Here is a 14,895-nt window from a genome sequence, read left to right as displayed (position 1 = left end):
AAGACCTATACCGGGTTGAGAGGTCGCCCAACGGATACGTAGTGAATACCTTTCTTCTGCACACTGACGGGGTCGAACAGGTTGCGTCCGTCAAAGATCAGCGGTTGCTTGAGCTGCTGTTTGATCACCGTGAAGTCCGGTGCCTTGAAGACCTGCCACTCCGTGACGATCAGCAAGGCATCGGCGCCTTTCAGGCAGGCTTCCTTGGTGCCGCACAGGCGCAGGTCTTCGCGGTCGCCATAGAGACGCTGGGTTTCTTCCATCGATTCCGGATCAAAGGCCTGCACGTTTGCCCCGGCACGCCACAAGGCCTCCATCAACACGCGGCTGGGGGCTTCGCGCATGTCATCGGTATTGGGTTTGAAACTGAGCCCCCAGAGCGCGAAGGTCTTGCCCGCCAGTTGCGCGTTGAAGTGCGTGGACAGTTTGTTGAACAGGCTGTTTTTCTGTTCGGCATTGCGTCGTTCCACGGCCTTGAGCAGCGTGGCATCGAAGTCGAGGGTCTCGGCGGTCTGGATCAAGGCCTGGACATCCTTGGGGAAACACGACCCTCCATACCCCACGCCTGCATACAGAAAGTGATAGCCGATACGCGGATCGGACCCGATGCCCTGGCGCACCATCTCGATGTCGGCCCCCAGTCGCTCGGCCAGGTTGGCCATCTCGTTCATGAAGCTGATCTTGGTGGCGAGCAGGCAATTGGCAGCGTATTTGGTCAACTCGGCGCTGCGCACATCCATCACGATGATTTTTTCGTGGTTGCGGTTGAACGGCGCGTAGAGCTCGCGCATCACCGCCTCCGCATGCCGGCTGGCGGTGCCGATGACAATGCGGTCCGGACGGATGCAGTCAGCCACCGCGCAGCCTTCCTTGAGAAACTCCGGGTTGGACACCACGTCGAAGGCCAGGTCGGTGCGCTCGCGCAGCGCGAGCATGGCAGCCACCCGTGCACTTACTTTGTCGGCGGTGCCCACGGGAACGGTGGATTTGTCGATGATGGTCAGCGGGGCCAGCATGTGCTGCCCAATGGTCTCGGCCACCGCCAGCACGTACTTCAAGTCGGCCGAGCCGTCTTCATCAGGCGGTGTCCCCACCGCGATAAACTGCACTTCGCCATGCTTGACTGCAGCCACGGCGTCGGTGGTGAAATTCAAACGGCCGGCCGCATGATTTTCCCTGACAAGCGCTTCCAGGCCTGGCTCGTAGATCGGGATATGCCCCTGTTTGAGACGCTCAACCCGCTGCGCGTCAATATCGACACACAGCACATCGTGGCCGACTTCGGCAAGGACGGCGCCCTGGACCAGCCCTACATAACCAATGCCAAAAACTGTGACTTTCATAGCGTTTCTCGTTGAACCTGCGGCCAGTGGTAGACGTGCTGCGCGTTGGACTTCAAATGCCTGGCGTCCAGGATCAAACGCGGTCTGACGTGTACTCGTAGTGGTAATAGCTGTAGGCGCCGTATCCGTATTTGGCGGATGAGCGCTTCTCGATACCGTTGAAAATCGCGCCTTTGAGTTCAATGCCGTTCTGTTGATAGCGACGCATCGTCAGCTCCACCTCGCGCACAGAGTTCAACTCGAAACGGGCCACGATCAGATTGGTGCCGGACTGTCGCCCGACGATGGTTGCATCGGTGACCGCCAGGAATGGCGGTGTATCCAGAATCACCAGGTCGTACAGCGCGCTGACCTGTTCCAGGAATTCGCTGAAGTTGGCGTGCATCAGCAGTTCCGATGGGTTCGGCGGGATCCGCCCACGGCTAAGGACGTGAAGGTTCTCGACCTCCGTGGGATGGATCGCAGTGGTGAGCTCGCAGCGTTTGGCGAGCAGGTCGGACAGACCGTTTTCTGCCGCAACGCCAAAGACTTTGTGCAAGTAACCCTTGCGCATGTCCACGTCCACCAGCAACACACGCTGCCCCGAATGCGCGACCACAGCGGCCAGGTTCGCCGAGACGAATGTCTTGCCCACCTGCGGGCTCGGCCCGGAGATCATCAAGCGGTTGTTGCCCGCTTCCAACATGGCGAAATGCAGACTCGTGCGCAGGCTGCGCAGCCCCTCAATGGCCAGATCCGTCGGGTTGCTGAGGGCCAGCAATTGCGTAGGCCCCGAATGGTTGCCGCGAAATAGCTTCTGGTCCATGTCCTTCTGGATGGCGCTGAACGGGATGGCCGCATACACCGGCAAGCCGAGTTTTTCCAACTCGTTGGGGTTGGACACGCCCCGATTGAGCGCCTTGCGAAACAGCACCAGCGCGACTGCGACAAAGGCACCGAGCAGCGTAGCGATCACCACGATCAACGCTTTTTGCGGCCTGATCGGGTTTCTCAGGTCGACATCGGCGGTATCGATCAGGCGCACGTTACCGACCGTGCCGGCGCGCATCACGTCCAACTCCTGATACTTGTTGAGCAGTTGCGTGTAGATCTCGGTGCTGACTTTCAGGTCGCGGGTCAGGCTAAGCAACTCTTGCTGGGTGGTCGGCAAACTTTCGACCTTCTTGGCCAACTCGCTCTGACGGGCCGTGAGTTCTGCCAGTTGCGTCAGGAGCGCGCGGTACACCGGGTGCTGGGGCGTGAACTTTCGCTCGATCTCGGCCTGCTGCATCTTGAGCTCAGAAATGCTCGCATCCAGCGCCACGATCTGGTCAAGAATGGCCTTGGCCTCAAGGCTGATGTCGATGGTTTTGTTGCGGATCTGAAACTGGTTCAGCGCCGTCTCAGCCTGCTCGACATCCTTGCGCACCTGGGGCAATTGGTCTTTAAGGAAGGCCAGGCTCTGGGCCGCCTCGGCGGAGGTGCGCTCGATGTTCTGGCGCACGTAGATGCGGGCGACCTCATTGAGTACCTGAATGGCAGCCTCGGGCCGCGTGCTTTCCAGCGCCAGGCCAATGATCCCCGACTCCTTGCCGCGCTCTGCCACATCCAGCAGCTTCTGATAGCGCAGAATGCTGGTGAGGCGTGGCGAACGCACAACGCTGAATTGCGCGCCAGGGTTGGCATCCAGCGTTTCGACCTGCAGTTGGAGGCCACTGCTTTCATAGAAGCGACCCACCTGCCCCGTCAGCAACACGTTTTGGTCCTGGTCCGACAGGGTAAAGGTGCTGCCACTACCGGCAGTCAAGGTCAGTTCCTGGCCCAGCAAGTCGGCCGGAAGGCGCAACCGCGAAAACTTCAGGGCCTCGCCACCCCAACCGTAACTGTCGAGGCCAAGCCAGGGGCTCGCCACCTCATGGGCTTGCGCTGGCTTGAAGCGACGCGCCATGAAATCACCGATCAAGGGGAAGCGCTTGGGCTTCACTTCGAGGTCCAGGTTCAGGTTGTCGACGGCAGTGCCAACGGTGATCCGTGAGCGGATCAACTCGACCTCCGTGACCGTGGGCGACTCCTTGCCGAGCAGGCTGCCGACATCGGAAAAGCCGAGCATGTCGCCTTTTTTCGGTTCGACCTGAATCAGTGCGGTGGCTTGATAGACCGGAGGCGTCAACACTGCATAGGCCACGCCCAGCGCCATAAAGACGATACTGATGCCACCGATCAGCCACTTGTGATCGAGCAACGTGCCCAACAACATCATGAAATCCAGATCAGTTTCTTCGCCGTTATGCGACGCTGTTGCGGGTGTTGATTGCATAAGTCAGTTCTTTTTTCCAACCAATAGTCAAGGAATGGCACAGGGTGCAAGACGCCCGGATCCATGCACGATTAACGCAGAACTTATCAAGTGTGTTACATGACGACTTTTAACCAACTTAACCAATTTAACCGACTAACCTTTGCGCCCACGCCTGAGCCGCTTGCTCTATCAACGCATAGGCATGAACAAAGGCTGGTTTGCCTTGACGATAAGGGTCCATGATCTCGCGGTTGTATTGCCATTTACCCAGCAGGAACACTTTGCCCCGTGCTTCCGGGGCGAGGCTGAGTACCCCGTCGATATGCCGTTGCTCCATCACGAGTACAAGATCCGCGTCACTCACCGCAGCGCTGGTCAGTTGACGTGCCCTGTGTGAAGCCGGTGCATGCCCGTGCTCTTCCAGCACCCGCAGAGCCGTGGGCTCCAGCGGGCTGTCACGCAATGCGGCCAACCCCGCAGAACTCACTTCTATCGCGGAGTGCGCCAGCGCATTGCGCAGTAATTGTTCTGCCGTGGGGCTGCGACAAATATTGCCGACACACACAATCAAAATCCTATTGAACAAGGCAACCTCCCACGCGCCGACTGTATTAACCCGGTAGTAAAAGGGATGACCTTACTTCAAGCAGCGAGGCGATTATGATCACAACCGCGGTACTTCGACCACCTTCCGAGGCAGACTAAAAATAACAACACCCGGCATAACCGACTAAAAATAACATTCCAGTACTTTTGCCCTCCCACAGAATAAAGTGCCGCCTGACCGCAACAACGAAGAGACGGCCATGAACATGTCAAAGTTATTGGTAGAGCGTATTGGCCTATTTCCTTCTTCGGGAAATATTCATGTCGAAGTGAATAACTCGACCCGCGTCGTCGAGCGCATGCAGGTGTTATACCGCGACAATTCCCTGGACAGCGATGAATCCTGTTCCGGACTGTCGATGGTGTTCGCCGATTGGCGCTTCAAGTTGCAGGTGAGTGATGCGCTGTCGGTGTGCCTGTGCGTGGAAAGTCGCGGTGACAGCCAGTTCATGCTGGTCAAGACCGCCGAGTTGCTGGCGAACATCTGCGGCACTGAGGAGCGGCCATGAGCCTGTTGGATGACGTGATACGCAGCTATGCGCTGAGAAGACTCACCGGGATGTTCGAAGGTTTCGCCAAGCCGCCAGTGGGTACCCAATACCGGCGCAATACCCAGGCCATCGGCCGTTGGCTGGAGCAACTGCACGGCAGCTCACCGCAGCAGATCACCCATACGCTGCTCAAGCAGATGAACGAGGCACGGCGGCGCGGCGATATGCGGCGTTTCAATGCGCAGACGGTGTTGCTGGAACTGATGGTGGACAGCCACCGGGCGCTGGACCTGGTGACTTACTCGGCCTTTGTGTGTGCCGCATCCAGCCGCCAGGAATGCGCTTGATGGGCCTGGTCGGCACCCGACAAGGTGATGGCAACCCGGTTGAGCAGCAACTCGGCATTGAACTTGGGCACCAGTGTGCAGGCCAGCAACACCACCAGCCCACCGCCGATGAACGAAGGGGACACCCTGACGTGGGTGGTCTCAATGCGCCAGAGAAAGGCAATCGCCGCGATAGCCCCCACGGTGACACCGGCCAGTGCTTCATTGAGTGGATGTATGTACGGCGCAACACAGTAAGCACCAAACCAGGCACTGGCGAGTAACCCCGCACCTGCCGCCGGCCAGCGCAATGCCGGATTGAACTGGCGGGCCACCAGGCTCAGCGCCACGGTAAGCATCAGGCAGGTATTCATGGCATGGCCGCTGATGACGGCAATGTCCAAGTGCTGAAATGACAGGCCCCAGCCCTTGAACAGCAACTTGCTGAGCGCGACCACTGAATAAGCCACACCAACCGTTATGATCCAGGCCCTCAGTGCCCGAGGGTTGGAATACCGCAACCACACGGCGATGATGATAGCGGCCGGAATCATGACGGTAATGCCGCCATATTGCGCAAGTTCTGCCCGCATAGTTCCCCAATCCGGCAAGCCCGTTTCGGCGCCCATCAGACCTCAGTGCCAGGGAAAATACAACGTTATCTAAAGTCAGCCTCGGCACATGAAAAGCCAGCGGGTGATTCGCCCTGGCATTCTAAAAATGCAATTTACTGATACACAGCCAATTTAATAATTCCACATTTTAATAATTAGGTTAGAACCAATCGGCATTTTACAGACCCCGCCCCTGCCCCTACTTTGGACGCGAATAACCGACCCCCTGCCCGGTGGAGGTGGTAATCACACCCAAGACAAGGACAGACCATGAGCATCGAATTCATCGGCTACATTGGCGGCCATCACGCTTCCGAGATCCATCCGCGCAGCGGCCCTACCCTGCAACCCGACTACGTCGAGAGCGTTGCCCGCGCCCACGAAGACGCCGGTTTCGACCGCGCCCTGGTGGCCTTCCACTCCAACAGCCCGGACAGCACGCTGATCGCCTCCCACGCCGCCAGCGTGACCACCAGACTGCAATTTCTCATCGCCCACCGCCCCGGTTTCGCCCAGCCCACCCTGGCCGCGCGCCAATTCACCACCCTCGATGTGTTCAACGGCGGGCGTACAGCGGTGCACATCATCACCGGCGGCGACGACCGTGAACTGCGCGCCGATGGCAGCCATATCGGCAAGGACGAACGCTACGCCCGCACCGACGAATACCTGAGCGTGGTGCGCCAGGAATGGACCAGCGAGCAGCCCTTCGACTTCAAGGGCACCTACTATCAGGTCGAAGGTGCGTACTCCACGGTGAAGTCGCCACAGCAGCCGCATATCCCGCTGTATTTCGGCGGCTCGTCCAAAGCGGCGATTGAAGTGGCGGGCAAGCATGCCGACGTGTATGCGCTGTGGGGCGAAACCTACGAGCAGGTGCGCGAGATCGTCACCCAGGTACGCGCCGAAGCAGCCAGGCATGGGCGCACGATTCGCTTCAGCTTGTCGTTGCGGCCGATCCTCGCCGAGACCGAAGAACTGGCGTGGGCGCGGGCCGAGCGCATCCTGCAGCAGGCGACCGAGCTGGCAGAGAAAAATGGCTTTGTGCGGCGTGAACCGCCGAATGAAGGCTCGCGCCGCTTGCTCGCCGCAGCGGCGCAAGGCTCACGCCTGGATAAGCGCTTGTGGACCGGAATTGCCGGACTGCTCGGTGCACAGGGCAACTCCACCTCGCTGGTCGGCACCGCTGAGCAGGTCGCGGAGGCCTTGGTGGACTATTACGACCTGGGGATCACCACGTTCCTGATTCGTGGGTTTGATCCGCTGAATGATGCGATTGACTACGGCAAGCGCCTGATCCCCCTCACCCGCCAACTGATCGCACAACGCGAACAGGCCAAACAAGTCGCCTGAGCACAACACAAAAACCAATGTGGGAGGAGGCTTGCCCCCTCCCACATTAAGCTCAGTTTTTGTAGTCGGTATCGGTGCGCTCCAACTGCCGGATCAGCGCATTCCAATGCCGCGCCACGCCCGGACCTTCGCCGCTGGCGTGCGCCTTGGCCTGTTGCTCGACTTTCTCCACCACTTCCTGCGGCGGGAAGATCAACTCCGCATTCCCCGCTGCCTGCGCTGCGACCTGGATATTGCAGGCCCGCTCAAGTTGCTGCAGTTGCTGAAACGCATGCTCCACGCTGACGCCCGCGGTCAACAACCCATGATTGCGCAGGATCATCACACTTTTGTCGCCCAGGTCGGCGACCAATCGTTCGCGCTCGTCAAGGTCGAGGGCAATCCCTTCATAACCGTGATAGGCCACGCGCCCGGAGAAACCGATGGTGTGCTGGGAGATCGGCAGCAAGCCGTCTTTTTGCGCCGACACCGCGATGCCGTCGCGGGTATGGGTATGCAGCACCGCTTGCAGGTCGTGACGCGCGCCGTGGATGGCGCTGTGGATCACATAGCCGGCGTAGTTGATGCCCAGGCCCGTCGGGTCATCCACGATAGTGCCGTCGAGGTCGACTTTGACCAGGTTGGACGCACTGATTTCATCGAACAGCAAGCCGAAGGCGTTGATCAGGAAATGCTCCTCCGGCCCCGGCACACGGGCGGAGAAGTGGGTATAGATATGGTCGGTCCATTGGTACAAGGCCGCCAGGCGATAGGCGGCGGCCAGCTTGACGCGCACCTCCCATTCTTGCGGAGTAACGCGTTGGCGGACGGTGTTGCTGGAAACGCTGGAAATCGGGGTGACGCTGCTCATGGCAAAACTTCCTGGATGGCCTTAAGGACTTCCAGGCAAGCCTAGGGGATGCAAAAAAATAATAAAAAGCACATTTTAATCTAAGCTAATTATTATTTTTTTTCATATCAGGCAGCGTCCTTGATCCTGTGCAACGAGGCAGCCACCAGCTTGCCAAACGCATCCACCGGCCCTTGCAGGTTGCCCAGGAAGTGCGGGTAGATCAGCCACAGGTCCATCACCGGCTTGAAGTCCTTGAGCGGCATCACCGCCAGGTGCTCGCGATGGGCGCTGCGCTCCAGCAGTGGGCGCGGCACCAGCCCCAGGCCCAGGCCGTCCGCCACCAGGCCCAATTGCAGCTCGGTGCCGAAGGTTTCCAGGTTGACCCGCAGCGCAAGGCCCTGATCGGACAAGGTCCGCTGCAAGCCCGCACGGAAGCCGCAGCCGTCCGGGTTGAGAATCCAGCCGTTCTGGTACACATCCGCCAGCTTGCAAGGTTTCTTCGGCAACTGGGCCTTGGTGCACACCACCACCAGTTCCATCTTGCCAATGGACTCACCGACGATGTTGTCCGGGAAGATCTTGCCCGCCGGGAACAACGCCGCCGCCGCATCCAGTTCACCGCGTTCGATCTTGCCCACCAGTTGGCTGCCCCACCCCGTGGCGACCTGGGCGCGCAGGTCGGGGTATTCGGTGCGCAGGTGCTTGAGCACATCCAGCAACACCACATCGCCGATGGTCTGCGGCACACCCAGGCGCAACAGGCCAGTGGGCGGTGCGTCAGTGGCCACCAGTTCGCGCAGGGCATCCATCTCGCGCAGGATCAACCGGCACTGCTCGTAGACGCGGGTGCCGATCAGCGTGGGCTTGAGGGGTTTGGTGTTGCGGTCGAACAACTCCACCCCCAACGCCTGCTCGAAGTTCTGCACGCGACGGGTAATGGCCGGCTGGGTCAGTTGCAACGACTCGGCGGCGTGGCTGATGGACTGGCAACGAATTACTTCGACAAAGGCATCGATATCGTCAATTTTCATTTGGGCCGCACATAGAGAACAGTCATTAAGATGTGTGCGAAGCATAGTTGCAGGAAAGCTGCCTGGATAGCCCGCGCTGTGATCGATAACGTCTAGCGCTATTCAGACCAGTTCTAAATTACCTTCAGCTATAAGCTAATCATTAAAAAATAGCATATTAACTATAAACATTATGCTTATATAAACCCATCACCACCGACCGCACGATGGAACTGTCATGACCCAGGCCCGACACCCCGAGAGACTCAGAGCCTTCATAGGCGCCCTGGCGGAATTGATCGACGGTAATCCACGCGAAGGCGACCTGCTGCACCGTGGCGGCAAGCTGCTGGCGCAACTGGTCAGCCATGACGACTGGCTTCCCGACGAATTCGCCCAACCCGATCCCGAGCGCTACCAGCAGTTCCTGCTGCATGCCGATTCACGCCAGCGTTTCAGCATCGTCAGCTTTGTGTGGGGGCCGGGGCAAAGCACACCGATCCACGACCACCGGGTATGGGGCCTGATTGGCATGCTGCGCGGCTCAGAGTTTTCCCAAGGGTTTGAACGCGCCCTTGACGGTTGCCTGGTGGCCGAGGGCAAGCCGATCCAGCTGGTGCCGGGCCAGGTTGAAGCGGTGTCGCCCAAGGTCGGCGACATCCACCAGGTGAGCAACGCCCACAGCGACCAGGTGTCCATCAGCATCCATGTGTACGGCGCCAATATCGGTGCGGTGCGCCGCGCGGTGTACCAGCCCGATGGCAGCGAGAAACTGTTTATCTCCGGTTATTCCAACGCCTTCCTCCCGAATATCTGGGATTTGTCCAAAGAAAAGAGCCTTGCCCTATGACCACCGTATCCACCCGCAGCTTTGCCCGGATTCGCCAGGCCCTGTTGGACCATGCAGAAGTCGCACTGATCGACGTGCGCGAAGAAGCGCCGTTCGCCGAATCCCATCCGCTGTTTGCCGCGAACATCCCGCTGTCCAAGCTTGAGCTGGAGGTGTATGCGCGCATTCCACGGCGCGATACCCAGGTCACCGTGTACGACAACGGTGAAGGCCTGGCCGCCCGCGCCGCCGAGCGCCTGGTTGCCTTGGGCTACACCCAGGTCAGCCTGCTTGAAGGCGGCCTGGACGGTTGGCGCAAGGCCGGTGGCGAGCTGTTCATCGACGTCAACGTACCGAGCAAGGCGTTCGGCGAACTGGTGGAAAGCGAACGACATACGCCGTCCCTGGCCGCTGAAGAGGTGCAGGCACTGCTCGACAGCCAGGCCGATGTGGTGGTGCTCGACGCACGGCGTTTCGACGAATACCAGACCATGAGCATTCCCACTGGCATCAGCGTGCCGGGGGCCGAACTGGTGTTGCGCGCCCGCGAACTGGCGCCGGACCCGGCCACCCGTATCATCGTCAACTGCGCCGGACGTACCCGCAGCATTATCGGCGCCCAATCGCTGATCAATGCCGGCGTGGCCAACCCGGTGTCGGCCCTGCGCAACGGCACCATCGGCTGGACCCTGGCCGGGCAGAAGCTTGCCCATGGCCAAGCACGGCGTTTTGCGCCGACCTCGGAAGAACACCGCCTGGTCGCCGCCGTCGATGCGCGGCGTGTCGCCGACAAGGCCAGCGTTGGCCGTGCCACCCTGAGCGACCTGCGCACCTGGCAGCAGGACACCACACGCACCACTTACCTGTTCGATGTACGCACCCCGGAAGAATTCGAAGCCGGTCACCTGCCGGGCGCACGCTCCACGCCGGGCGGGCAACTGGTGCAGGAAACCGATCATTTCGCCAGCGTGCGCGGTGCCCGGCTGGTGCTCGCGGATGACGATGGCGTGCGCGCAAACATGTCCGCGTCCTGGCTGGCCCAATTAGGCTGGGAAGTGCATGTGCTGGACGACCTGCAAGCGGCGCACCTCAGTGAGCAAGGCACTTGGGTCGCGCCGGTGCCGGTGCCGCCCCAGGCCGAGCTGATCAGCCCCCATACCCTCGTCGATTGGCTGGCCCATGGCGACACCGTGGTGCTGGATTTCACCGCCAGCGCCAACTACGTGAAGCGCCATATCCCCGGAGCCTGGTGGGTGCTGCGTGCACAACTCGCCGAGGCCCTGGCCAAGGTGCCCGCCGCCCAGCGTTACGTGCTGACCTGCGGCAGCAGCCAACTGGCGCGCCTGGCGGTGGCTGAAGTCGAACCCCTTACCGGCAAACAAGTGTTCCTGCTGCAGGACGGCACTGCCGGCTGGATCAACGCGCAACTGCCGCTGGAAGCAGGCGAAACCCACCTGGCCTCGCCGCGTATCGACCGCTACCGCCGCCCGTACGAAGGCACCGACAACCCCAGGGAAGCCATGCAGGCCTATCTGGACTGGGAATTCGGCCTGGTCGACCAGTTGGCGCGCGACGGCACCCATGGTTTCCATGTGATCTGACCCACCCCGTACATGTGATGGAATCCGACCCCTTCTCCAGGCGGAGGTATCCCTTGAAAGACACCAAACGCCTGGAGTTTGCCCCATGCTCGACAACCGCCCTTTCAAACGCCTGCTCCTGGGCACCGCCCTCGCCCTTGGCCTGATCGGCAGCGCCGCTGCCGCCGACCTGCAACCGCTGCGGGTGGCCAACCAGAAATCGACAATCAAGGCGCTACTGGAAGCCTCTGGCGAAAGCCAAAACGTGCCCTATGCAATCCAGTGGTCTGAGTTCCCGTCTGCCTCGCCGTTGGGCGAAGCACTCAACGCCGGTGCCGTGGACATCGGCGCCCTCGGTGATGCGCCGTACGTGTTCGCCCTCGGTGCCGGTGCCTCCCTCAAGGTGGTCAGCATCATCCACTCCGAAGGGCGCACCACCACCGCCCTGGTCGTGCCCAAGGACTCGCCGATCAAGACCGTTGCCGACCTCAAGGGCAAGAAGATCGTCACCGGGCGCGGTTCCATCGGCCATTACCTGGCGATCAAGGCCCTGGCCACCGCCGGCCTGACCACCCAGGACGTGCAGTTCATTTTCCTGCTGCCCAGCGAATCACGCCTGGTGCTGGATAACGGCACCGCCGACGCCTGGGCCACCTGGGACCCGTACACCACCGTGGTCACTTCACAAAGCCAGGCCCGCGTGCTGATCAGCGGCAACCAACTGCTGAGCAACCACCTGTACCTCGCCGCCACAAGCCAGGCCATCGCCGACAAGCGCCCGCAGCTCGAAGACTTTGTCGCCCGCGTCGACCGCGCGTATGCCTGGGCCAACACCCACCCCAATGAATACGCTGCCGCCCAGGCCAGGATCACCGGCCTGCCGCTGGACGTGCATGTGACGGTGGCCAAGGACACCCGCCTGAACCCGGTCACTATCGACAATGGGGTGATCAGCGGCCTGCAAGCGACCGCCGACACCTATCAACAGGAAGGCCTGCTGCTCAAGCACATCGACGTGTCGCAGGGCTTCGACAAGAGCTTCAACGCCAAGCGTGTCCCCTTCAACCAAGCCTCGCGCTAAAAGGAGCAGCACATGAGCAAGCCACGTCATTTGAAACTGGGAGCCATGGTCCATGGCGTCGGTCACGGCTGGGGCGAATGGCGCCACCCGCAGGCCCAACCGAATGCCAGCACCAGCTTCGGCTTCTACAAACAACAGACTGAATTGGCCGAAGCCGCCAAGTTCGACTTCGTGTTCATCGCCGACAGCCTGCATATCCACGCCAAATCCAGCCCGCACTACCTCAACCGTTTCGAGCCGTTGACCATCCTGTCAGCACTTGCCGCGATCACCACCCATATCGGCCTGGTCGCCACCGTGACCGTCAGCTACACCGAGCCCTACCAGGTAGCGCGCCAGTTCGCGTCCCTGGACCATATCAGTGGCGGTCGCGCCGGTTGGAACGTGGTCACCTCATGGCTCAGCGGCACCGCCGACAACTTCAGCAAAGCCGAGCACCCACCCCACGCCGTGCGTTATCGCATCGCCAAGGAGCACGTAAGCACCGTGCAGGGCCTGTGGGATTCATGGGAAGACGACGCCTTTACCTACAACAAACAGTCCGGCGAGTTTTTTGCCCCGGGCAAGCTGCATGCACTCAACCACAAGGGTGATTTCTTCTCGGTCAAAGGCCCGCTGAACATCGCGCGTTCGCGCCAGGGCCAGCCGGTGATTTTCCAGGCCGGCACCTCGGAGGACGGGCGCAACTTCGCGGCGCAGAACGCCGATGCGATCTTTGTGCACGTGGACAGCATCGAGGAGGGCCTGGCGTATACCCAAGACCTGAAACGCCGCGCCAAAGGCTTTGGCCGCGACCCGCAAAACCTGTCGATCCTGCCGGGCATCCGCCCGATTGTCGGCCGCGATGAAGCTGAAGTGGAAAGTCGCTACCAGCAGGCCGTGGAGCTGGTCACCGTGGAAGATGCCATCGTCGCCCTCGGTCGCCCGTTCAACGACCACGATTTCAGCCAATACCCGCTCGACGCGCCGTTCCCGGAACTGGGGGACCTGGGGTCCAACAGCCAGAAAGGCGGCTCCGACCGCATCAAGCAACTGGCCAGGGACGAAGGCCTGACCCTGCGCGAAGTGGCCCTGCGTTTCTCGCGACCCAAGCGCGATTTCGTCGGCACCCCGGAACAGGTCGCCGACGCGATCCAGACCTGGTTCGAGCACGGCGCCAGTGACGGTTTCATCATCAACTCGGTGCTGCCGGATGGCTTGCAGTACTTCACCGAACTGGTGGTGCCGGTGTTGCAACAGCGCGGCCTGTTCCGCAGCGAATACAGCGGCCAGACCCTGCGTGACAACCTCGGCCTGGACGTGCCGGTGAACCGCTACAGCGTCGCCGCCGAGATTGAAGAGCAGCAAGAGGCGCTGGCATGAGCCCATCCTCGCAGCCCTCCTTGCGCTCCGTGGAAGTCGCCCAGTTCGACGCCCTGCTCGAACGTCTCACCACCGAGCTCGCCAGTACCGCGCAAGTCTACGACGAGAGCGGCGCTTTCCCTCACGCCAACTTCAAGTTGCTGCACGAACACGGCCTGCTCGCCCTCACCGTGCCCAAGGCGCTGGGCGGCGGCGGGGCCAGCCTGTCCCAGGCACGCAAGGCGATCAGTGCGATTGCCAAGGGCGAGCCGTCCACCGCACTGATCCTGGTGATGCAGTACCTGCAACACACCCGCCTGCAAGACAGCAAGACCTGGCCCGCGCACCTGCGCAGGCAAGTGGCCGAAGACGCGGTGCGCAACGGCGCATTGATCAACGCCCTGCGCGTCGAGCCCGACCTCGGCACCCCGGCCCGTGGCGGGCTGCCGGCGACCACCGCCGTGCGCACTGCCGAGGGCTGGCGCATCAGCGGACGCAAGATCTACTCCACCGGCAGCCACGGCCTGAGCTGGTTCAGCGTGTGGGGCCGCAGTGACGACGCCGACCCGCTGGTGGGCGCCTGGCTGGTGCCCAAGGACAGCCCCGGCGTGAGTATCATCGACACCTGGGACCACCTGGGCATGCGCGCCACCTGTAGCCATGAAGTGGTGCTCGACAACGTGCTGGTGCCGCTGGACCACGCCGTCAGCGTCAGCCCGTGGAGTGCGCCGTCGCCAGAATTGGACCCCGAGGGTTTCCTGTGGATGTCGGTGCTGCTGTCGTCGGTGTATGACGCCGTGGCCCAGGCCGCCCGGGACTGGCTGGTGAACTGGCTGGAGGAGCGCCAACCGTCCAATCTCGGTGCGGCGCTGTCGACCCTGCCGCGTTTCCAGGAAACCGTCGGCCATATCGACACCCTGCTGTTTGCCAATCGCAGCCTGCTCGACGCTGCTGCCGAAGGCCACACCCCGGCCGCCAACGCCGCGCAATTGAAGTACCTGGTAACCAACAACGCGATCCGTGCCGTGGAGTTGGCCATCGAGGCCTCGGGCAACCCGGGCCTGTCGCGCCATAGCCCGCTGCAACGGCACTACCGCGACGTGCTGTGCAGCCGCGTACATACCCCGCAGAACGACGCGGTATTACAAGGTGTCGGCAAGGCCGCCTTCGCCCAACGCCACAAGGAGCGCACATGAGCCAGGTGATTATCG

At 61.3% G+C, this 14,895-nt stretch carries 14 protein-coding genes; 8 read left to right on the top strand and 6 right to left on the bottom strand.

Going from position 1 to position 14,895, the window contains the following annotated elements:
• Nucleotides 1–5: 5 nt before the first annotated feature.
• From NL123_RS13065 to NL123_RS13055, 3 genes are all read right to left on the bottom strand, one after another.
• Nucleotides 6–1,343, bottom strand: coding sequence for a UDP-glucose dehydrogenase family protein (locus NL123_RS13065; RefSeq protein ID WP_494357944.1), 1,338 nt, complete (start codon nucleotides 1,341–1,343; stop codon nucleotides 6–8).
• A 73-nt stretch (nucleotides 1,344–1,416) separates the two neighbouring features.
• Nucleotides 1,417–3,639 carry a polysaccharide biosynthesis tyrosine autokinase gene (locus tag NL123_RS13060; RefSeq protein ID WP_494357943.1) on the bottom strand — a complete coding sequence of 741 codons (2,223 nt, stop codon included), beginning with the start codon at nucleotides 3,637–3,639 and terminating at the stop codon, nucleotides 1,417–1,419.
• Nucleotides 3,640–3,766: 127 nt separating this feature from the next.
• Nucleotides 3,767–4,207 (bottom strand): low molecular weight protein-tyrosine-phosphatase, encoded by a 441-nt coding sequence (locus NL123_RS13055; protein WP_494357942.1) that lies wholly within the window; start codon nucleotides 4,205–4,207, stop codon nucleotides 3,767–3,769.
• A 220-nt stretch (nucleotides 4,208–4,427) separates the two neighbouring features.
• On the opposite strand from NL123_RS13055, the gene NL123_RS13050 reads away from it, so the two are divergent.
• Both NL123_RS13050 and NL123_RS13045 read left to right on the top strand, forming a co-directional pair.
• Complete coding sequence (locus NL123_RS13050; protein WP_494357941.1) at nucleotides 4,428–4,736, top strand: phosphomannomutase; 309 nt, start codon at nucleotides 4,428–4,430, stop codon at nucleotides 4,734–4,736.
• Nucleotides 4,733–5,065 (top strand): hypothetical protein, encoded by a 333-nt coding sequence (locus tag NL123_RS13045; protein ID WP_494357940.1) that lies wholly within the window; start codon nucleotides 4,733–4,735, stop codon nucleotides 5,063–5,065. Before NL123_RS13050 ends, NL123_RS13045 begins: the two co-directional genes overlap by 4 nt.
• On the opposite strand, the gene NL123_RS13040 is transcribed toward NL123_RS13045, so the two are convergent.
• Nucleotides 5,017–5,637: a hypothetical protein gene (locus tag NL123_RS13040; protein ID WP_494357939.1), complete on the bottom strand. Its 621-nt coding sequence runs from the start codon at nucleotides 5,635–5,637 to the stop codon at nucleotides 5,017–5,019. The two genes, NL123_RS13045 and NL123_RS13040, sit on opposite strands and share 49 nt — an antisense overlap.
• Nucleotides 5,638–5,928: 291 nt before the next feature.
• On the opposite strand from NL123_RS13040, the gene NL123_RS13035 reads away from it, so the two are divergent.
• Complete coding sequence (locus NL123_RS13035; protein ID WP_494357938.1) at nucleotides 5,929–7,011, top strand: LLM class flavin-dependent oxidoreductase; 1,083 nt, start codon at nucleotides 5,929–5,931, stop codon at nucleotides 7,009–7,011.
• 52 nt (nucleotides 7,012–7,063) lie between these two features.
• Here the strand turns inward: NL123_RS13035 and NL123_RS13030 are convergent, their stop codons facing one another.
• A complete protein-coding gene (locus tag NL123_RS13030) occupies nucleotides 7,064–7,861 on the bottom strand; it encodes a class II aldolase/adducin family protein (protein ID WP_494357937.1) in 798 nt (265 codons plus the stop codon).
• Nucleotides 7,862–7,968: 107 nt separating this feature from the next.
• Entirely contained in the window at nucleotides 7,969–8,874 is a 906-nt protein-coding gene (locus tag NL123_RS13025; RefSeq protein ID WP_248487969.1) for a LysR family transcriptional regulator, read from the bottom strand.
• A 217-nt stretch (nucleotides 8,875–9,091) separates the two neighbouring features.
• Here NL123_RS13025 and NL123_RS13020 point away from each other — a divergent pair, with 217 nt between their 5' ends.
• The 5 genes from NL123_RS13020 (at nucleotide 9,092) to NL123_RS13000 (ending at nucleotide 14,880) form a co-directional block, all read left to right on the top strand.
• Nucleotides 9,092–9,703, top strand: a complete 612-nt coding sequence (locus NL123_RS13020; RefSeq protein ID WP_248487968.1) for a cysteine dioxygenase family protein — start codon at nucleotides 9,092–9,094, stop codon at nucleotides 9,701–9,703.
• Complete coding sequence (locus NL123_RS13015) at nucleotides 9,700–11,283, top strand: rhodanese-related sulfurtransferase (RefSeq protein ID WP_494357936.1); 1,584 nt, start codon at nucleotides 9,700–9,702, stop codon at nucleotides 11,281–11,283. The genes NL123_RS13020 and NL123_RS13015 overlap by 4 nt, the downstream gene beginning before the upstream one ends.
• Nucleotides 11,284–11,368: 85 nt before the next feature.
• On the top strand, nucleotides 11,369–12,343 hold the full coding sequence (locus NL123_RS13010) for an ABC transporter substrate-binding protein (RefSeq protein ID WP_248487966.1): 975 nt from the start codon (nucleotides 11,369–11,371) through the stop codon (nucleotides 12,341–12,343).
• A gap of 12 nt (nucleotides 12,344–12,355) precedes the next feature.
• Nucleotides 12,356–13,705, top strand: a complete 1,350-nt coding sequence (locus NL123_RS13005; RefSeq protein ID WP_248487965.1) for an LLM class flavin-dependent oxidoreductase — start codon at nucleotides 12,356–12,358, stop codon at nucleotides 13,703–13,705.
• Nucleotides 13,702–14,880, top strand: a complete 1,179-nt coding sequence (locus NL123_RS13000; protein WP_248487964.1) for an acyl-CoA dehydrogenase family protein — start codon at nucleotides 13,702–13,704, stop codon at nucleotides 14,878–14,880. Before NL123_RS13005 ends, NL123_RS13000 begins: the two co-directional genes overlap by 4 nt.
• Nucleotides 14,881–14,895: the final 15 nt, after the last annotated feature.

Source organism: Pseudomonas sp. FBCC-B1565 (genome assembly GCF_059133265.1).
Note: the sequence above shows the minus strand (reverse complement) of the source record. Positions and strands in the feature narration are given on the sequence as shown.